Origin of the sequence: Enterococcus sp. DIV0174 (genome assembly GCF_050529065.1) — a bacterium.
Taxonomy (GTDB): Bacteria; Bacillota; Bacilli; order Lactobacillales; family Enterococcaceae; genus Enterococcus_B; species Enterococcus_B thailandicus.
Window position 1 is genome coordinate 50,621 of the sequence record NZ_CP172881.1, and the last position, 18,601, is coordinate 69,221.

Sequence of the window (18,601 nt, forward strand, 5' to 3'; positions counted from 1 at the left end):
GTAAATACTAAGAACTATATTTCGGAAGGAGGAGTTACGGATGCCACGTAAAGGTCCTGTTGCAAAACGTGATGTTTTACCAGATCCTATTTATAACTCAAAATTAGTAACTCGCTTAATCAACCGTGTAATGGTTGATGGAAAACGCGGGATTGCAGCTAACATTATCTATAATGCCTTTGATTTAATCAAAGAATCTACAGGTAACGATCCATTAGAAGTGTTTGAACAAGCAATGAAAAATGTAATGCCTGTTCTTGAAGTTAAAGCACGTCGTGTTGGGGGTTCAAACTATCAAGTACCAGTTGAAGTTCGCCCTGAACGTCGTACAACTCTAGGTCTTCGTTGGGTAGTAAACTACGCTCGTTTGCGCGGTGAACACACAATGGAAGAACGTCTAGCTAAAGAAATCATGGACGCTGCAAACAACACAGGTGCTTCTGTTAAAAAACGTGAAGACACTCATAAAATGGCAGATGCTAACCGTGCGTTTGCTCACTACCGCTGGTAAGATTCTCTCTGTTTGGTCGGCTTTGTGCCGACCTCAGAAGATATCCTTATTTTTAGCAACTAGATAGTAAAGAGAGGAGAAACAAGGAGAATGACCAGAGAATTTTCTTTAGATAATACTCGTAATATCGGTATCATGGCCCATATTGATGCTGGTAAAACAACTGCTACTGAACGTATCTTGTACTATACTGGTAAAATCCATAAAATTGGTGAAACTCATGAAGGAGCTTCACAAATGGACTGGATGGAACAAGAACAAGAACGTGGAATTACGATCACTTCTGCTGCAACAACTGCACAATGGAAGGGTCACCGAATCAACATCATCGACACACCAGGACACGTAGACTTCACTGTTGAAGTTGAACGTTCATTGCGTGTACTTGATGGTGCTGTTACAGTCCTTGATGCACAATCAGGTGTAGAACCTCAAACTGAAACAGTTTGGCGTCAGGCTACAACTTATGGTGTACCTCGTATTGTATTTGCAAACAAAATGGATAAAATTGGTGCTGACTTCTTATACTCAGTATCAACTTTACATGACCGCTTGCAAGCAAATGCTCACCCAATTCAATTACCAATTGGTGCTGAAGATGACTTCACAGGAATTATTGACCTTGTAACAATGAAGGCTGAAATCTATACAAATGATTTAGGTACTGAAATTGAAGAACGAGAAATTCCAGAAGAATATCGTGAATTAGCTGAAGAATGGCGTGAAAAATTGGTTGAAGCAGTTGCTGAAACTGATGAAGAACTTACTTTAAAATACTTAGAAGGTGAAGAAATCACTGAAGCTGAGTTAAAAGAAGGTATTCGTCGCGCAACACTTGGCGTAGACTTCTACCCAGTATTATGTGGTTCAGCATTTAAGAACAAAGGGGTTCAATTATTATTGGACGCTGTTCTTGACTACTTACCATCACCATTAGATATTCCTGCTATTAAAGGGATTGATCCTAAAACTGACGAAGAAGTTTTACGTCCTGCAGACGATGAAGCTCCTTTCTCAGCATTAGCATTTAAAGTTATGACTGACCCATTCGTAGGTCGTCTAACTTTCTTCCGTGTGTACTCTGGTGTCTTGAAATCAGGTTCATACGTACAAAACGCAACAAAAGGCAAACGCGAACGTGTTGGTCGTATCTTACAGATGCATGCTAACTCACGTTCAGAAATCTCTGAAGTTTACGCTGGAGATATCGCTGCTGCTGTTGGTTTGAAAGATACAACAACTGGGGACACTCTTTGTGATGAAAAGAATTTAGTAATTCTTGAATCAATGGAATTCCCAGAACCAGTTATCCAAGTCGCTATTGAACCTAAATCAAAAGCTGACCAAGATAAAATGGGTGTTGCTCTTCAAAAACTATCTGAAGAAGATCCTACTTTCCGCGCTGAAACAAACGTGGAAACAGGCGAAACTATTATCGCTGGTATGGGTGAACTTCACTTAGACATTATCGTAGACCGTATGCGTCGCGAATTTAAAGTTGAAGCTAACGTAGGTGCTCCTCAAGTATCTTACCGTGAAACTTTCCGTTCTGGCACTCAAGCCGAAGGTAAGTTTGTACGTCAGTCTGGTGGTAAAGGTCAATACGGTCACGTATGGGTTGAATTTACTCCAAACGAAGAAGGCGGCGGCTTTGAATTTGAAAATGCAATCGTTGGTGGGGTTGTTCCTCGTGAATATATCCCAGCTGTTGAAACAGGTTTGAAAGATGCTATGGAAAATGGTGTCTTAGCTGGATATCCATTAGTTGATATCAAAGCAAAACTTTACGATGGTTCATACCATGATGTCGATTCAAATGAAACTGCCTTCCGTGTTGCTGCTTCTATGGCATTGCGTGCGGCAGCTAAGAAAGCTAATCCAGTTATCCTTGAACCAATCATGGGTGTTGAAGTAGTTATTCCAGAAGATTACTTAGGTGATGTTATGGGACACGTTACTGCACGTCGTGGTCGCGTTGAAGGTATGGAAGCTCGCGCTGGCGGACAACAAGTTGTTCGTGCTATGGTCCCTCTTGCTGAAATGTTTGGTTATGCTACAACTCTTCGTTCAGCTACTCAAGGTCGTGGTACATTTACTATGACATTTGATCACTACGAAGATGTACCGAAATCAGTTCAAGAAGAAATCATTAAGAAAAACGGCGGAAAAGCTGAATAATTTCTTAAAAACTTGATAATCACGTAAAGAGATTATCTAAAGAGACTATATTTTTAATATAGTTTCGTGTAAAATAGCTATCGATGATATGGGCATGTGATGTACGTTTAGTACATCATGTTCCTATCAGATAAATAAAAAATTATATTGTATTTTGGGAGGACATTTTAAAATGGCAAAAGAAAAATTTGACCGTTCTAAACCACACGTTAACATTGGTACTATTGGCCACGTTGACCATGGTAAAACTACATTAACAGCTGCAATCACAACTGTACTATCTAAGAAAAACGGCGGCCAAGCTATGGCTTACGATCAAATCGATGGTGCTCCAGAAGAACGCGAACGCGGAATCACTATTTCAACAGCTCACGTTGAGTATGAAACTGACGCACGTCACTACGCTCACGTTGACTGCCCAGGACACGCGGACTACGTTAAAAACATGATCACTGGTGCTGCTCAAATGGATGGAGCTATCTTAGTAGTTTCTGCTGCTGATGGCCCTATGCCTCAAACTCGTGAACACATCCTATTGTCACGTCAAGTTGGTGTTCCTTACATCGTTGTATTCTTGAACAAAGTTGACATGGTTGACGACGAAGAATTATTAGAATTAGTTGAAATGGAAGTTCGTGACTTATTAACAGAATACGAATTCCCTGGTGATGATGTTCCTGTTGTTGCTGGTTCAGCTTTAAAAGCTCTAGAAGGCGACGCTTCATACGAAGAAAAAATCCTTGAATTAATGGCTGCAGTTGACGAATATATCCCAACTCCAGAACGTGAAAACGACAAACCATTCATGATGCCAGTTGAAGATGTATTCTCAATTACTGGTCGTGGTACTGTTGCAACTGGTCGTGTTGAACGTGGACAAGTTCGCGTTGGGGACGAAGTTGAAGTTGTTGGTATTGCTGAAGAAACTTCAAAAACAACTGTAACTGGTGTTGAAATGTTCCGTAAATTATTGGATTACGCTGAAGCAGGCGATAACATTGGTGCATTATTACGTGGTGTTTCACGTGACGATATCCAACGTGGTCAAGTTTTAGCTAAACCAGGTACAATTACACCTCATACAAAATTCTCTGCAGAAGTATATGTGTTGACTAAAGAAGAAGGTGGACGTCATACTCCATTCTTCACTAACTACCGTCCACAATTCTACTTCCGTACAACAGACGTAACTGGTGTTGTTGAATTGCCAGAAGGAACTGAAATGGTTATGCCTGGCGACAACGTAACTATGGAAGTTGAATTAATTCACCCAATCGCTATCGAAAACGGTACTAAATTCTCAATCCGTGAAGGCGGACGTACAGTTGGTGCCGGTGTCGTTACTGAAATCAAAGCTTAATTTTTTTAAGCCTAATTAATGCAACATTATATTCGGACCTAAAAGCTCGAAGCAATCATTATTTAGTGATTGTTTCGAGCTTTTTCTTTTCTTTATGAAAAAATATGAAAATAAATTGAATTTCCAAAGAAAAAGCCTTGCGTTGTGTGTTTGAATATACTATAATTACAAAGGTGCGTTTACCTTGGTGAATTGCACAGACGGAATCAATTTGATTCTTGTCGGCTAAGAAACGAGAGGTTGCGACACGCCCGGACGCTTTGCCACGAACGAGCGTGACGGAAATTTTCGTGGAGCTATGTCTACTTTTCAAAATAGGCGAAGGAGGGAACAAGATGGCAAAACAAAAAATTCGTATCCGTTTAAAAGCGTATGAACACCGTATTTTAGATCAATCAGCGGATAAAATTGTAGAAACTGCAAAAAGAACTGGAGCTAGTGTATCTGGTCCAATTCCATTACCAACAGAACGTAGTCTTTACACTGTTATTCGTGCGACTCATAAATACAAAGATTCTCGCGAACAATTCGAAATGCGTACTCACAAACGTCTAATTGACATTGTGAACCCAACACCAAAAACTGTTGATGCTTTGATGAAGCTAGACTTACCATCTGGTGTAAACATCGAAATCAAACTATAAAAAACTAAATTAATGGAGGTGTACTCATGACCAAAGGAATCTTAGGGAAAAAAGTGGGAATGACACAAATCTTCACTGAATCTGGTGAATTAATTCCAGTAACTGTTGTAGAAGCTACTCCAAACGTAGTGCTACAAGTGAAAACAATGGAAACTGATGGCTACGAAGCTATTCAAGTTGGTTACCAAGATATGCGTGAAGTTTTATCAAACAAACCTGCGAAAGGTCATGTTGCAAAAGCAAACACGGCTCCTAAGCGCTTCATTCGTGAATTCAAAAATGTTGAGCTAGGAGAATATGAAGTAGGAAAAGAAGTTACAGTAGATGTTTTCCAAGCAGGAGACATTATTGATGTAACAGGTACTACGAAAGGTAAAGGATTCCAAGGGGTTATCAAACGTCACGGCCAAAGCCGCGGACCAATGGCTCACGGTTCTCGTTACCATCGTCGTCCTGGGTCAATGGGTCCAGTTGCACCTAACCGTGTATTCAAAAATAAACGTCTTGCTGGCCGTATGGGTGGCAACCGCGTGACAATCCAAAACTTGGAAGTTGTACGCGTTGATGCAGAAAGAAACGTAATCTTAATTAAAGGAAACGTTCCTGGAGCTAAAAAATCACTAATCACTATCAAATCAGCTGTGAAAGCTAAATAATAGTAGGAAGAAAGGAGGAACTAAGGAATGCCGAATGTAGCATTATTCAAACAAGATGGTAGCCAAAACGGTGAAATCACACTTAACGAAGAAATTTTCGGAATCGAACCTAATGAAAGTGTTGTTTACGATGCAATCGTTATGCAACGTGCTTCATTAAGACAAGGAACACATGCGGTTAAAAATCGTAGTGCTGTTCGCGGCGGTGGACGTAAACCATGGCGTCAAAAAGGAACAGGTCGTGCTCGTCAAGGATCTATCCGCTCACCACAATGGCGTGGAGGTGGCGTAGTTTTCGGACCAACACCACGTTCTTACAGCTACAAACTTCCTAAAAAAGTTCGTCGTTTAGCAATGAAATCTGTTTTATCAGAAAAAGTTGCTTCAAATAACTTGGTTGTTGTTGACGCATTAAGCTTTGACGCACCAAAAACAAAAGAATTTAAAGAAGTTCTTGCTAACTTATCTGTAGACGCTAAAGTATTAGTAGTTTTAGAAACTGGCAATGAGTTCGCTGCTTTATCTGCACGTAACTTATCAAACGTTTCTGTAGTAACTTCTGATAATGTTAGTGTTCTAGACGTTGTTTCTAACGTGAAAGTATTAGCAACACAAACTGCTCTTACTCAAATTGAGGAGGTGCTTGCATAATGAACTTACTAGACGTAATTAAACGCCCAGTGATCACTGAAAAATCTATGCTTGCTATGGATGATAAAAAGTATACTTTCGAAGTTGACACTCGCGTAAACAAAACTTTAGTAAAACAAGCGGTTGAAGCTGCTTTTGACGTTAAAGTCAAAAACGTGAACATCGTGAACGTTCGTGCGAAATTCAAGCGTATGGGCAAACATGCGGGATACACTAAAAAACGTCGCAAAGCGATTGTTACATTAACAGAAGATTCAAAAGAAATTCAATTATTCGAAGCTGCTGAATAAGCACTATCTTGAAAACTTATTATAAATAGGAGGGAAAAACGTGGCGATTAAAAAGTACAAACCTACCTCAAATGGTCGTCGTAACATGACAGGTTCTGATTTTGCTGAAATCACAACATCAACACCTGAAAAAACATTGTTACAACCATTGAAAAACCATGCTGGTCGTAATAACAACGGTCGCATCACTGTACGTCATCAAGGCGGCGGACACAAACGTCAATACCGCGTAATCGACTTCAAACGTAACAAAGATAACGTTGTTGCTACTGTTCAAACGATCGAATATGATCCAAACCGTTCAGCAAATATCGCGTTAGTACACTACGAAGATGGAGTGAAAGCTTACATCTTAGCACCAAAAGGACTACAAGTTGGAATGAAACTTGTTTCAGGTCCAGATGCAGATATCAAAGTTGGGAATGCTCTTCCTTTAGCAAACATTCCAGTTGGTACTGTTATCCATAACATCGAAATGAAACCTGGTAAAGGTGGACAATTGATTCGTTCTGCTGGTACAAGTGCTCAAGTACTTGGTAAAGAAGGCAAATACGTATTGATCCGCTTAAACTCTGGTGAAGTTCGTATGATTTTAGCTGCATGCCGTGCAACAATCGGTTCTGTAGGTAATGAACAACATGAACTTATTAACATCGGTAAAGCTGGACGCTCTCGTTGGATGCGTAAACGCCCAACAGTACGTGGTAGCGTAATGAACCCTAACGATCACCCACACGGTGGTGGTGAAGGTAAAGCTCCGATCGGACGTAAAGCACCAGTTTCTCCTTGGGGTCAACCAGCTCTTGGTTACAAAACTCGTAACAAGAAAGCCCAATCAGATAAACTTATCGTACGTCGTCGCAAGACTAAATAATTTCTTTGACCATGTGTCGCACATTTTGAGAGGAGGTTCACCATGGGTCGTAGTTTAAAGAAGGGACCTTTCGTCGATGAGCATTTAATGAAAAAAGTTGAAGCTCAAGCGGGGGTTGAAAAGAAAAAAGTTATCAAAACTTGGTCACGTCGATCAACAGTATTCCCAAGTTTTGTTGGATATACCATCGCAGTTTATGATGGACGTAAACATGTACCAGTTTACATCCAAGAAGACATGGTAGGACACAAATTAGGTGAATTTGCACCAACAAGAACTTATCGTGGCCACGCTGCAGACGATAAGAAAACTAAACGCTAATTTGAGGGGAGGATAAATCCAAATGGCAGAACAAATCACATCAGCTAAAGCAACTGCAAAAACAGTTCGCACTTCACCTCGAAAAGCCCGTTTAGTAATTGACCTTATCAGAGGTAAAAGTGTTGCGGATGCAATTTCAATTTTGAAATTCACACCGAACAAATCTGCTGGAATCATCGAGAAAGTCTTGATGTCAGCAGTTGCAAATGCAGAAAATAATTTTGACTTAGACGTTGAAAATTTAGTAGTATCTGAAGCTTTTATTAACGAAGGACCAACAATGAAACGTTTCCGTCCACGTGCAAAAGGGTCAGCTTCTCCAATCAACAAACGTACAAGTCATATTACAGTAGTCGTATCAGAAAAATAAGGAGGGATAATCAGTGGGTCAAAAAGTACATCCAATTGGAATGCGTGTAGGCATCATCCGCGACTGGGATGCTAAATGGTATGCTGAAAAAGAGTATGCTGAATTCTTACACGAAGATCTAAGAATCCGTAAATTTATTTCAACTAAACTTGCTGATGCCGCTGTGTCAACTGTTGAAATCGAACGTGCTGCAAATCGCGTAAATATTTCAATCCACACAGCTAAGCCAGGTATGGTTATTGGTAAAGGCGGTTCTGAAGTTGAAAGCCTAAGAAAAGAATTAAACAAATTAACTGGTAAAAGAATTCACATCAACATCGTGGAAATCAAAAAACCAGATTTAGATGCTAAATTAGTGGGCGAAGGAATTGCACGTCAATTAGAAAACCGTGTAGCTTTCCGTCGTGCACAAAAACAAGCTATCCAACGTTCAATGCGCGCAGGCGCTAAAGGAATCAAGACTCAAGTATCTGGACGCTTAAACGGTGCTGATATTGCACGTTCAGAAGGATACTCAGAAGGAACTGTTCCTCTTCATACATTGCGTGCGGATATCGATTATGCATGGGAAGAAGCAGATACAACATACGGAAAACTAGGAGTTAAAGTGTGGATCTATCGTGGAGAAATTCTTCCAACTAAAAAAAACACTGAGAAAGGAGGGAAATAATCATGTTAGTACCTAAACGTGTAAAACACCGTCGTGAATTCCGCGGAAAAATGCGTGGTGAAGCTAAAGGTGGTAAAGAAATCGCATTTGGTGAATATGGCTTACAAGCTGTTGATTCACATTGGATTACAAACCGACAAATCGAAGCTTCTCGTATCGCAATGACTCGTTACATGAAACGTGGTGGGAAAGTATGGATTAAAATTTTCCCTCACAAATCTTATACTGCCAAAGCAATTGGGGTACGTATGGGTTCTGGTAAAGGGGCACCTGAAGGATGGGTTGCACCAGTAAAACGTGGTAAAATCATGTTTGAAATTGCAGGCGTTCCTGAAGAAGTAGCTCGTGAAGCGTTACGTCTAGCTTCTCACAAATTACCAATGAAAACTAAGATCGTAAAACGTGAGGAAATGGGTGGTGAATCGAATGAAGGTTAAAGAAATCAGAGAATTAACCACTGCCGAAATGCTTGATCAAGAAAAACAATTGAAAGAAGAATTGTTTAATCTTAGATTCCAATTAGCAACAGGTCAATTAGAAAACACTGCACGTATTAAAGAAGTACGTAAATCGATTGCACGCATCAAAACTGTATTGCGTGAACAAGCTAAGTAATTACGGAAGGAGGCCATTAAGCGTATGACTGAAGAAAGAAATCAACGCAAGGTTTATCAAGGTCGTGTAGTTTCAGACAAAATGGATAAAACAATTACCGTTGCTGTCGAAACTAAGAAAAATCACCCTATCTATGGCAAACGCATGAACTATTCTAAGAAATACAAAGTGCATGATGAAAACAACACTGCCAAAGTTGGAGATATCGTGAGAATTATGGAAACTCGTCCATTATCAGCTACAAAACGTTTCCGTTTACTAGAAGTAGTCGAAGAAGCAGTTATTATCTAATAACACGAGATTTTCCTATATAGATTGAATGCAAAATCTGAAAGGAGGATACACAACGTGATCCAAGCAGAAAGTCGTTTAAAAGTCGCTGACAATTCAGGCGCACGTGAAATTTTGACGATCAAAGTCCTTGGTGGATCTGGTCGTAAAACTGCTAATATCGGTGATGTTATCGTTGCTACGGTTAAACAAGCAACGCCAGGTGGGGTTGTCAAAAAAGGTGACGTCGTTAAAGCCGTTATCGTTCGAACAAAATCAGGAGCTCGTCGTACAGACGGTTCATACATTAAGTTTGATGAAAATGCTGCAGTGATTATTCGTGATGATAAAAGCCCTCGTGGAACACGTATCTTTGGGCCAGTTGCACGTGAACTACGTGAAAACAACTTCATGAAGATCGTTTCACTAGCACCAGAAGTTTTATAATCTTGAGACACTTATCAAAGGAGGTGCGAAACAGTTATGTTTGTTAAAAAAGGCGATAAAGTTAAAGTTATCACTGGAAAAGACAAAAATAAAGAAGGCGTTGTATTAGCAGCGTTTCCTAAAAAAGATAAAGTCATTGTCGAAGGTGTGAATATTGTCAAAAAACACCAAAAACCTTCTCAGGCTGCTCCTCAAGGTGGTATTGTTGAGATGGAAGCTCCAGTTCATGTTTCTAACGTGATGGTGATCGACTCTACTGGTGTAGCTGGCCGAGTTGGCTACAAAGAAGTAGATGGCAAAAAAGTCCGTGTTTCTAAAAAAACCGGTGAAGTTCTAGATAAATAATAATTTTAAGGAAGGAGGGTCTTACTGAATGAACCGCCTAAAAGAAAAATATCTTAAAGAAATTACTCCATCATTGATGGAAAAATTCGACTATAGCTCTGTTATGCAAACACCTAAAGTTGAAAAAATCGTCATCAACATGGGTGTTGGTGATGCGGTATCAAACGCTAAAAACTTAGACAAAGCAGTTGAAGAATTAACTTTAATCACTGGACAAAAACCAATGATTACTAAAGCTAAAAAATCAATCGCTGGATTCCGTTTACGTGAAGGAATGCCAATTGGTGCAAAAGTTACTTTGCGCGGAGAAAGAATGTATGAATTCTTAGACAAATTGGTTTCAGTTTCACTACCACGTGTACGTGACTTCCATGGTGTAAGTAAAAAAGCCTTTGACGGTCGTGGAAACTATACTTTAGGTATTAAAGAACAATTGATCTTCCCAGAAGTAGATTATGATTTAGTAGATAAAGTACGCGGTATGGACATCGTTATTGTAACAACAGCTAACTCAGATGAAGAATCTCGTGAGTTGTTAACACAATTAGGTATGCCATTCCAAAAATAATTAAAGGAGGCGAACTACGTGGCTAAAAAATCAATGATTGCTAAAAACAAACGTCCTGCAAAACATTCAACACAAGCTTATACTCGTTGCGAACGTTGCGGACGTCCACATTCAGTTTATCGTAAGTTCCATCTTTGCCGTATTTGCTTCCGCGAACTTGCCTATAAAGGTCAAATTCCCGGCGTGAAGAAAGCTAGCTGGTAAAAAGTAAATTCGCATAAGAAGGAGGTAATTAGTTCAATGGTCATGACAGATCCAATTGCAGATTTTCTAACTCGTATCCGTAATGCAAACATGGTTAAACATGAGTCTTTAGAAGTACCTGCATCAAAAATCAAACGTGACATCGCTGAAATCTTGAAACGTGAAGGTTTCGTCCGTGATGTTGAATATATCGAAGATGACAAACAAGGCGTAATCCGTGTTTTCCTAAAATTTGGTAAAAACGGTGAACGTGTTATCACAAACTTAAAACGTATTTCTAAACCAGGATTGCGTGCTTATGTCAAAGCTGACGAAGTACCAAAAGTATTGAATGGTTTAGGTATCGCAATTATTTCGACTTCTGACGGTGTTATCACTGACAAAGAAGCTCGTGAAAAAAATGTCGGCGGCGAAGTTATCGCTTACGTATGGTAATTAAGTAGAATCTACAAGGAGGTGTCTTTAAGTGAGCCGTATCGGAAATAAAATCGTAGTCATTCCTGCAGGAGTAACTGTTACTCAAGATGGAAATGATATTACAGTTAAAGGACCTAAAGGTGAATTAACACGTACTTTTTCTTCAGATATTACTATGAATATTGAAGGAAACGAAGTTACTTTCACTCGTCCAAACGACAGTAAAGAAATGAAAACAATCCACGGAACAACTCGTGCTAACTTCAACAACATGGTTGTCGGTGTTAGTGAAGGTTTCCAAAAAGCATTAGAACTTATCGGGGTTGGGTACCGTGCACAATTACAAGGTTCAAAACTTGTATTGAACGTTGGTTACTCTCATCCAGTAGAAATTACACCACCAGCTGGTGTTACAGTTGAAGTTCCTGCCAATACACAAGTGATTGTTAAAGGTGCGAACAAAGAAGCAGTTGGCGAATTAGCTGCGAACATTCGTGGTACTCGTCCTCCAGAACCTTATAAAGGTAAAGGTATTCGCTATGTTGGTGAATATGTACGCCGTAAAGAAGGTAAAACTGGTAAATAATCGTAATTTATTTAAATTACGATTCGCGGCCTAATGGCTAGCATTATTAAAGAGGTGACAATTGTGATTACAAAACCAGATAAGAATAAAACACGTCAAAAGAGACATCGTCGTGTACGTAATAATATCTCTGGTACTGCTGAGCGCCCACGCTTGAACGTTTTCCGTTCTAACAAAAACATCTACGCGCAATTAATTGATGACGTAGCGGGTGTGACGCTAGCAAGTGCCTCTACCTTGGATAAAGAAATTTCAGGTGGAACAAAAACAGAAACAGCTACTGCTGTGGGTAAATTAGTTGCTGAACGCGCAGCTGAAAAAGGCATTAAAGTAGTAGTCTTTGACCGTGGTGGATACCTTTACCATGGCCGTGTGCAAGCTTTAGCTGAAGCTGCTCGCGAAAATGGACTAGAATTTTAGAAGAAGGAGGAATACCATTCATGGTTTACATTGATCCAAAACATTTGGAATTAGAAGACCGCGTTGTTGCAATCAACCGTGTAACAAAAGTTGTTAAAGGTGGACGTCGTCTACGTTTTGCTGCTTTAGTTGTTGTCGGTGACAAAAACGGACACGTAGGTTTCGGTACTGGTAAAGCTCAAGAAGTACCAGAAGCAATCCGTAAAGCAATTGAAGATGCGAAGAAAAACTTAGTTGAAGTACCAATGGTCGGTTCAACAATCCCACACGAAGTTATCGGTACTTTTAGTGGTGGTAGAATCCTAATGAAACCTGCTGTAGAAGGTTCTGGGGTTGCTGCTGGTGGACCAGTTCGTGCCGTATTAGAGTTAGCAGGGGTAGCTGATATCACTTCTAAATCATTAGGCTCAAATACACCTATCAACGTTGTTCGTGCAACTGTTGAAGGTTTGAAACAATTGAAACGTGCTGAAGAAGTTGCAGAACTTCGTGGCAAATCAGTTGAAGAAATTATCGGATAAGGAGGACAAAAATAATGGCTGAATTAAAAGTTACTTTAAAACGCAGTATTATCGGACGTCCTCAAAACCAACGTGACACTGTCAAAGCGTTGGGTCTTACAAAGATTAACAGTTCAGTGGTTAAGCCTTCTAATGAAGCTATTAAAGGTATGATCAATACTGTTTCTCACCTAGTGGACGTTGAAGAAGTCTAATAATTAAGAACTAGATTATTTAAGGAGGTGCCAAACCTATGAAACTTCATGAATTAAAACCTGCAGAGGGTTCACGCCAAGTACGCAATCGTGTTGGTCGTGGTACTTCATCTGGTAACGGAAAAACTTCTGGACGCGGACAAAAAGGTCAAAAAGCTCGTTCAGGCGGTGGTGTACGTTTAGGATTCGAAGGTGGACAAACTCCATTATTCCGTCGTTTACCAAAACGCGGTTTTACTAACGTAAATCGTAAAGAATATGCTGTCATCAACTTAGATGTTTTGAACCGTTTTGAAGATGGTGCAGAAGTAACACCTGTTGCTTTAGTTGAAGCTGGAATCGTTAAAAACGAAAAAGCTGGAATTAAAGTATTAGCTAACGGTGAATTAACTAAAAAATTAACTGTTAAAGCAGCTAAATTCTCGAAAGCAGCTCAAGACGCTATTGAAGCGGCTGGTGGTTCAATCGAGGTGATCTAATGTTTAAACTATTAAAAGATGCTTTTAAAGTAAGAGACATTCGATCTAAAATTTTCTTTACTGTATTTGTACTATTTGTTTTCCGTCTGGGTGCCCACATTACGGTACCAGGCGTGAATGCTAGTACATTACAAAATCTTTCTTCTTTACCATTTTTCAACATGTTGAACTTGGTAAGTGGTAGTGCAATGCAAAACTTTTCTATTTTCTCAATGGGGGTTTCACCATACATTACTGCTTCAATCGTCATTCAATTATTACAAATGGACATTGTTCCTCGTTTTGTTGAGTGGTCGAAACAAGGAGAAGTCGGTCGTAAGAAATTAAATCAAGCAACTCGCTATTTAACATTAGTTTTGGCTTTTGTTCAATCAGTAGGGATTACCGCTGGATTTAATCAATATGCTCAATTAGGTTTTGTAAGCAATCCAAACGTGTCTACATATGTAACGATTGGTTTAATTTTAACTGCCGGTACAATGTTTGTTACATGGTTAGGGGAGCAAATTACAGAAAAAGGAATTGGGAACGGCGTATCAATGATTATTTTCGCAGGGATCATTTCTCGATTGCCTGATAGTATCAAAGAAATTTATGAAGATTATTTTGTAAATATTGATTCTTCTGATATTTGGAAATCTGCAATTTTTATTGCCGTTTTACTTGTCGCGGTTTTATTGATCGTGACATTTGTAACATTTTTCCAACAAGCTGAACGCAAGATTCCAATTCAATATACGAAACGTGTGGCAGGTGCGCCAACAAGTAGTTATTTGCCATTAAAAGTAAATGCAGCTGGTGTTATTCCAGTTATTTTTGCTAGTTCGTTTATTGCAACCCCTAATGCTGTTTTACAAGCTTTAAGTGGTAGATTTGGGTCTGAAAATTGGTATAAAATCATGATGCAAATTTTCAACTATAATACGGTGCCTGGTGCAACAATTTATACTGTTTTGATTATTGCATTTACATTTTTCTACGCTTTTGTTCAAGTTAACCCTGAGAAATTAGCGGAAAACTTACAAAAACAAGGAAGTTATATACCTAGCGTGCGCCCTGGTAAGGGGACTGAGGAGTATGTCTCAAGCTTATTAATGCGATTAAGCACAGTTGGTGCAATCTTCCTTGGACTTGTGGCTTTATTACCAATTATCGCTCAGATGATTTGGGATTTACCACAATCTATTGGGTTAGGTGGTACAAGCTTACTGATTGTCATTGGTGTAGCTTTAGAAACTGCGAAACAGTTAGAAGGCTTAATGCTGAAACGCAAGTATGTTGGCTTTATCGAATAAGTAAGAAAGCGTGTTGAGGTTTCTCCTCAACACACGTTCTCACATTTATTAGGAGGGAAAGCAATGAACCTCATTTTAATGGGGCTACCAGGTGCGGGTAAAGGAACACAAGCTGAGAAGATTATTGATGCTTATGGTATTCCTCATATCTCAACTGGAGACATGTTTCGTGCGGCTATCCAAAATGAAACAGCTCTAGGCTTGGAAGCAAAGTCTTATATGGATAAAGGTGCACTAGTTCCTGATGAAGTAACAAATGGAATCGTGAAAGAGCGCCTAGCAGAATCTGATACAGAGAAAGGCTTCTTATTAGATGGCTTTCCTCGTACAATTGAGCAGGCTGAAGCTCTGGATGCAATGCTAAAAGATTTAAATAAAAAAATTGATGCTGTCATTGATATCCATGTTGGTGAAGAAGTTTTGGTTGAGCGATTAGCTGGCCGTTTCATCTGCAGCAATTGTGGAGCAACTTATCACAAAATTTTCAATCCTACAAAAGTTGAAGATACATGTGATCGTTGTGGGGGGCATGAATTCTATCAAAGAGAAGATGATAAACCTGAGACGGTTAAAAATCGTCTGGCTATCAACATCAAAAATAGTGAACCAATCCTTGCTTTTTACAAAGAACATGGTTTGCTTCATACTATTGATGGTGATCGTGAAATCGATGCTGTATTTACTGATGTACAAAAAATCATTGAAAAATAGCATGATTGCCCGTAGCCAACTTGCTTTATGCAGTTACTCTTGTAAAGTTCAATAAATTATGATAGAATATGTCAGTCCGACTTCTAGAGATTCCTCTAGATGATCCATTTTGAGAATTTTGAGGTGGGAACTGCAGTTTCCGCCATTTTATCGTGTGAAAATGCGAAACAAGTACAAGGAGGTACTGTGCGTGGCAAAAGAAGATATGATTGAAGTCGAAGGTACAGTCGTCGAAACTTTGCCGAATGCAATGTTTAAAGTTGAACTAGAAAACGGACACCAAGTTCTTGCTACTGTTTCAGGTAAAATTCGTATGCATTACATCCGTATCTTACCTGGTGACAAAGTAACGGTTGAATTATCTCCATACGATTTAAGCCGTGGCCGTATCACTTATCGCTTTAAATAATTGTACTCCGTAAAACTACAGGAGGTATTATCATGAAAGTAAGACCATCAGTAAAACCAATGTGTGAACATTGTAAAGTAATTCGTCGTAAAGGACGCGTTATGGTGATTTGCCCAGCAAATCCAAAACATAAACAACGTCAAGGATAATTGGAGGTGTAACAAGTATGGCTCGTATTGCAGGAGTAGATATTCCTCGTGATAAACGTGTAGTAGTTTCACTTACTTATATCTATGGTATTGGTAACACTACTGCTCAAAAAATCTTGGCTGATGCTGGCGTATCTGAAGATGTTCGTGTTCGTGATTTAACGAATGAACAAACAGATGCTATCCGTGCTGAAGTTGATAAATTAAAAGTTGAAGGTGATCTTCGTCGTGAAGTGAACTTAAACATCAAACGTTTGATGGAAATCGGTTCATACCGTGGTATCCGTCACCGCCGTGGTTTGCCAGTTCGTGGACAAAACACAAAAAACAATGCACGTACTCGTAAAGGTCCAGCTCGTTCTATCGCTGGCAAGAAAAAATAATTCTTAAGTGAAGGAGGTTAGAACTTCATGGCAGCAAAAAAAGTGAATCGTAAACGCCGTGTGAAAAAGAATGTAGAAGCAGGGATTGCACATATCCACTCTACTTTCAACAACACAATCATCATGATCACTGATACTCACGGAAATGCATTAGCGTGGTCATCAGCTGGTTCATTAGGTTTCAAAGGAAGCAAAAAATCAACTCCTTTTGCCGCTCAAATGGCAGCAGAAACTGCTACTAAAGCAGCAATGGAACACGGATTAAAAACTGTTGAAGTAACAGTTAAAGGACCTGGTTCTGGACGTGAAGCAGCAATTCGTTCATTACAAGCAACAGGTTTAGAAGTGACTGCAATTCGTGACGTGACTCCAGTTCCTCATAATGGTGCCCGCCCTCCAAAACGCCGTCGTGTTTAATGAGTGCCGCTCATTTTGAGTTTCTATAGTAACGTCATTGAACAAGACACTTTTCGTTTTGAAAGGGGTAAAGATAAGAATGATTGAGTTCGAAAAACCAAGAATCGCAAAAATTGATGAAGAAAAAGATTATGGCAAGTTCATCGTTGAACCTCTTGAAAGAGGGTATGGGACTACTTTAGGGAATTCCCTACGTCGTATTTTATTATCTTCTTTGCCAGGTGCTGCCATCACTAATATTCAAATCGATGGTGTACTGCATGAATTCTCTACTATTAAAGGTGTTAGAGAAGACGTCACTCAAATCATCTTGAACATTAAAGGCTTAGCGCTTAAAATGTATGGCCAAGAAGAAAAAACCCTTGAAATCGATATTACCGGACCTGCTACAGTAACTGCTGGCGACATTATCGTTGATAGTGATGTAGAGATTCTGAACAAAGATATGTATATCTGTAGTGTCTCTGAAGGAGCTACGTTCCATGCTCGCTTAACTGTGAAACCTGGACGTGGTTATGTTCAAGCAGATGAAAATAAAAAAGAAGATATGCCAATCGGTGTTCTTCCAGTCGATTCAATCTACACACCAGTTCGTCGTGTGAACTATCAAGTAGAAAACACACGTGTTGGACACCGTGAAGATTTTGATAAATTGACGATGGAGATTTGGACAGATGGTTCAATTGAACCATTGGAAGCAATGAGTTTATCTGCAAAAATCATGACTGAACATCTAGATATTTTTGTGAATTTAACTGATGAAGCAAAAAATGCTGAAATCATGGTCGAAAAAGAAGAGACACAAAAAGAAAAAATGTTGGAAATGACAATTGAAGAATTAGACTTATCTGTTCGCTCTTATAATTGTTTGAAACGTGCAGGAATTAATACTGTACAAGAACTTACGAATAAATCTGAGCCAGAAATGATCAAAGTCCGTAATTTGGGCCGTAAATCATTGGAAGAAGTTAAGGCAAAATTGCATGACTTAGGTTTAGGTTTACGTAAAGAAGATTAAAACCTTTTACGAAGGAGGGAAACCAACGTGAGTTATCGTAAACTAGGACGCACATCTAGTCAACGTAAAGCGATGTTGCGTGATTTAACAACTGATTTATTAATCAACGAACGTATTGTGACAACTGAAGCTCGTGCGAAAGAAGTTCGCTCAACTGCAGAAAAAATGATCACTTTAGGTAAGCGTGGAGATTTGCATGCTCGTCGTCAAGCGGCTACTTTTGTACGTAATGAAGTTGCTAGCGTGCGCGAAGAAAACGAAGACATCGTTATTGAATCAGCTTTACAAAAATTATTCAATGACATTGCACCTCGTTATGCAGAACGTCAAGGTGGCTACACTCGTATCTTGAAAACAGAACCAAGACGCGGTGATGGTGCACCAATGGTTATCTTAGAACTTGTCTAAAATCACACTAATAACATCACTTTATAGATGATTCTTTTAGAGTGTTATGATGTTGGAGCTTTGCTCCGAGTCTAGCTCAGCGCTACTCCCCAAGTTTTTAGCTTGGGGAGTATGCACTCATCATAAAGTGTTTTTTTGTACCTTTAATTAACTGTCTTGACAGGTTCTATTGAAGGTACAAAAAAACATTTTATTCAAACAATAAATAATTGAAAATTTA

32 protein-coding genes are annotated in these 18,601 nt (G+C 39.3%); all 32 read left to right on the forward strand.

The genetic code is table 11. The features are described 5' to 3' along the window. Positions 1–40 precede the first annotated feature (40 nt). The 32 genes from rpsG to rplQ all read left to right on the forward strand — a co-directional run bounded on the left by rpsG (position 41) and on the right by rplQ (position 18,381). Positions 41–511, forward strand: a complete 471-nt coding sequence (gene rpsG / locus IGJ93_RS00245) for a 30S ribosomal protein S7 (protein ID WP_067483554.1) — start codon at positions 41–43, stop codon at positions 509–511. Between the two features lie 90 nt (positions 512–601). Next, on the forward strand, positions 602–2,689 hold the full coding sequence (fusA, locus tag IGJ93_RS00250) for an elongation factor G (protein ID WP_067483552.1): 2,088 nt from the start codon (positions 602–604) through the stop codon (positions 2,687–2,689). Between the two features lie 172 nt (positions 2,690–2,861). Beyond that, entirely contained in the window at positions 2,862–4,049 is a 1,188-nt protein-coding gene (gene tuf / locus IGJ93_RS00255; protein ID WP_067483550.1) for an elongation factor Tu, read from the forward strand. 335 nt (positions 4,050–4,384) lie between these two features. After that, positions 4,385–4,693 (forward strand): 30S ribosomal protein S10, encoded by a 309-nt coding sequence (rpsJ, locus tag IGJ93_RS00260; RefSeq protein ID WP_005880808.1) that lies wholly within the window; start codon positions 4,385–4,387, stop codon positions 4,691–4,693. Between the two features lie 26 nt (positions 4,694–4,719). Then, on the forward strand, positions 4,720–5,349 hold the full coding sequence (gene rplC / locus IGJ93_RS00265; protein ID WP_067483548.1) for a 50S ribosomal protein L3: 630 nt from the start codon (positions 4,720–4,722) through the stop codon (positions 5,347–5,349). 27 nt (positions 5,350–5,376) lie between these two features. Next, positions 5,377–6,000, forward strand: a complete 624-nt coding sequence (rplD, locus tag IGJ93_RS00270; RefSeq protein WP_067483547.1) for a 50S ribosomal protein L4 — start codon at positions 5,377–5,379, stop codon at positions 5,998–6,000. After that, complete coding sequence (gene rplW, locus IGJ93_RS00275; protein ID WP_067483546.1) at positions 6,000–6,290, forward strand: 50S ribosomal protein L23; 291 nt, start codon at positions 6,000–6,002, stop codon at positions 6,288–6,290. The genes rplD and rplW overlap by 1 nt, the downstream gene beginning before the upstream one ends. 40 nt (positions 6,291–6,330) lie before the next feature. Next, entirely contained in the window at positions 6,331–7,164 is an 834-nt protein-coding gene (gene rplB, locus IGJ93_RS00280) for a 50S ribosomal protein L2 (protein ID WP_067483545.1), read from the forward strand. Between the two features lie 42 nt (positions 7,165–7,206). Next, positions 7,207–7,485: a 30S ribosomal protein S19 gene (gene rpsS / locus IGJ93_RS00285; RefSeq protein ID WP_002288655.1), complete on the forward strand. Its 279-nt coding sequence runs from the start codon at positions 7,207–7,209 to the stop codon at positions 7,483–7,485. 22 nt (positions 7,486–7,507) lie between these two features. Further along, positions 7,508–7,855, forward strand: a complete 348-nt coding sequence (rplV, locus tag IGJ93_RS00290; RefSeq protein WP_067483544.1) for a 50S ribosomal protein L22 — start codon at positions 7,508–7,510, stop codon at positions 7,853–7,855. Positions 7,856–7,868: 13 nt separating this feature from the next. Then, positions 7,869–8,525 carry a 30S ribosomal protein S3 gene (gene rpsC / locus IGJ93_RS00295; RefSeq protein ID WP_067483543.1) on the forward strand — a complete coding sequence of 219 codons (657 nt, stop codon included), beginning with the start codon at positions 7,869–7,871 and terminating at the stop codon, positions 8,523–8,525. Positions 8,526–8,527: 2 nt separating this feature from the next. Continuing rightward, positions 8,528–8,962 (forward strand): 50S ribosomal protein L16, encoded by a 435-nt coding sequence (rplP, locus tag IGJ93_RS00300; RefSeq protein WP_067483541.1) that lies wholly within the window; start codon positions 8,528–8,530, stop codon positions 8,960–8,962. Beyond that, positions 8,952–9,140 (forward strand): 50S ribosomal protein L29, encoded by a 189-nt coding sequence (gene rpmC / locus IGJ93_RS00305; RefSeq protein ID WP_002288664.1) that lies wholly within the window; start codon positions 8,952–8,954, stop codon positions 9,138–9,140. The genes rplP and rpmC overlap by 11 nt, the downstream gene beginning before the upstream one ends. Before the next feature lie 24 nt (positions 9,141–9,164). Then, positions 9,165–9,431, forward strand: a complete 267-nt coding sequence (gene rpsQ / locus IGJ93_RS00310) for a 30S ribosomal protein S17 (RefSeq protein WP_067483538.1) — start codon at positions 9,165–9,167, stop codon at positions 9,429–9,431. A 57-nt stretch (positions 9,432–9,488) separates the two neighbouring features. Beyond that, positions 9,489–9,857 (forward strand): 50S ribosomal protein L14, encoded by a 369-nt coding sequence (gene rplN / locus IGJ93_RS00315; RefSeq protein WP_002288669.1) that lies wholly within the window; start codon positions 9,489–9,491, stop codon positions 9,855–9,857. Positions 9,858–9,893: 36 nt separating this feature from the next. Continuing rightward, on the forward strand, positions 9,894–10,202 hold the full coding sequence (gene rplX / locus IGJ93_RS00320; RefSeq protein WP_067483536.1) for a 50S ribosomal protein L24: 309 nt from the start codon (positions 9,894–9,896) through the stop codon (positions 10,200–10,202). 28 nt (positions 10,203–10,230) lie between these two features. Continuing rightward, the gene (gene rplE / locus IGJ93_RS00325; RefSeq protein WP_067483534.1) at positions 10,231–10,770 is read left to right on the forward strand and encodes a 50S ribosomal protein L5; all 540 of its coding nucleotides are present in this window, start codon (positions 10,231–10,233) and stop codon (positions 10,768–10,770) included. Between the two features lie 18 nt (positions 10,771–10,788). Continuing rightward, the gene (locus IGJ93_RS00330) at positions 10,789–10,974 is read left to right on the forward strand and encodes a type Z 30S ribosomal protein S14 (RefSeq protein ID WP_002356214.1); all 186 of its coding nucleotides are present in this window, start codon (positions 10,789–10,791) and stop codon (positions 10,972–10,974) included. Positions 10,975–11,010: 36 nt separating this feature from the next. Then, positions 11,011–11,409 (forward strand): 30S ribosomal protein S8, encoded by a 399-nt coding sequence (gene rpsH, locus IGJ93_RS00335; RefSeq protein ID WP_067483532.1) that lies wholly within the window; start codon positions 11,011–11,013, stop codon positions 11,407–11,409. Positions 11,410–11,440: 31 nt separating this feature from the next. Beyond that, positions 11,441–11,977: a 50S ribosomal protein L6 gene (gene rplF, locus IGJ93_RS00340; protein ID WP_067483530.1), complete on the forward strand. Its 537-nt coding sequence runs from the start codon at positions 11,441–11,443 to the stop codon at positions 11,975–11,977. A gap of 63 nt (positions 11,978–12,040) precedes the next feature. Further along, positions 12,041–12,397 carry a 50S ribosomal protein L18 gene (gene rplR / locus IGJ93_RS00345; RefSeq protein ID WP_075491300.1) on the forward strand — a complete coding sequence of 119 codons (357 nt, stop codon included), beginning with the start codon at positions 12,041–12,043 and terminating at the stop codon, positions 12,395–12,397. A gap of 20 nt (positions 12,398–12,417) precedes the next feature. Further along, complete coding sequence (rpsE, locus tag IGJ93_RS00350) at positions 12,418–12,918, forward strand: 30S ribosomal protein S5 (protein ID WP_067483528.1); 501 nt, start codon at positions 12,418–12,420, stop codon at positions 12,916–12,918. A 14-nt stretch (positions 12,919–12,932) separates the two neighbouring features. Next, positions 12,933–13,112: a 50S ribosomal protein L30 gene (gene rpmD / locus IGJ93_RS00355; RefSeq protein ID WP_002290455.1), complete on the forward strand. Its 180-nt coding sequence runs from the start codon at positions 12,933–12,935 to the stop codon at positions 13,110–13,112. Positions 13,113–13,150: 38 nt separating this feature from the next. Beyond that, positions 13,151–13,591 carry a 50S ribosomal protein L15 gene (gene rplO / locus IGJ93_RS00360; protein ID WP_067483526.1) on the forward strand — a complete coding sequence of 147 codons (441 nt, stop codon included), beginning with the start codon at positions 13,151–13,153 and terminating at the stop codon, positions 13,589–13,591. Further along, entirely contained in the window at positions 13,591–14,886 is a 1,296-nt protein-coding gene (gene secY / locus IGJ93_RS00365) for a preprotein translocase subunit SecY (RefSeq protein ID WP_067483524.1), read from the forward strand. Before rplO ends, secY begins: the two co-directional genes overlap by 1 nt. A 63-nt stretch (positions 14,887–14,949) precedes the next feature. Beyond that, positions 14,950–15,597: an adenylate kinase gene (locus IGJ93_RS00370; protein WP_067483522.1), complete on the forward strand. Its 648-nt coding sequence runs from the start codon at positions 14,950–14,952 to the stop codon at positions 15,595–15,597. Positions 15,598–15,787: 190 nt separating this feature from the next. Further along, a complete protein-coding gene (infA, locus tag IGJ93_RS00375) occupies positions 15,788–16,006 on the forward strand; it encodes a translation initiation factor IF-1 (protein WP_010767960.1) in 219 nt (72 codons plus the stop codon). 32 nt (positions 16,007–16,038) lie between these two features. After that, positions 16,039–16,155 carry a 50S ribosomal protein L36 gene (gene rpmJ / locus IGJ93_RS00380; RefSeq protein ID WP_002288710.1) on the forward strand — a complete coding sequence of 39 codons (117 nt, stop codon included), beginning with the start codon at positions 16,039–16,041 and terminating at the stop codon, positions 16,153–16,155. Positions 16,156–16,172: 17 nt separating this feature from the next. After that, positions 16,173–16,538, forward strand: coding sequence for a 30S ribosomal protein S13 (gene rpsM / locus IGJ93_RS00385; protein ID WP_067483520.1), 366 nt, complete (start codon positions 16,173–16,175; stop codon positions 16,536–16,538). Between the two features lie 27 nt (positions 16,539–16,565). After that, positions 16,566–16,955 carry a 30S ribosomal protein S11 gene (gene rpsK, locus IGJ93_RS00390; RefSeq protein WP_067483518.1) on the forward strand — a complete coding sequence of 130 codons (390 nt, stop codon included), beginning with the start codon at positions 16,566–16,568 and terminating at the stop codon, positions 16,953–16,955. A 79-nt stretch (positions 16,956–17,034) separates the two neighbouring features. Next, complete coding sequence (locus tag IGJ93_RS00395; RefSeq protein WP_002288715.1) at positions 17,035–17,973, forward strand: DNA-directed RNA polymerase subunit alpha; 939 nt, start codon at positions 17,035–17,037, stop codon at positions 17,971–17,973. Between the two features lie 27 nt (positions 17,974–18,000). Beyond that, positions 18,001–18,381 (forward strand): 50S ribosomal protein L17, encoded by a 381-nt coding sequence (rplQ, locus tag IGJ93_RS00400; RefSeq protein WP_067483516.1) that lies wholly within the window; start codon positions 18,001–18,003, stop codon positions 18,379–18,381. Positions 18,382–18,601 lie beyond the last annotated feature (220 nt).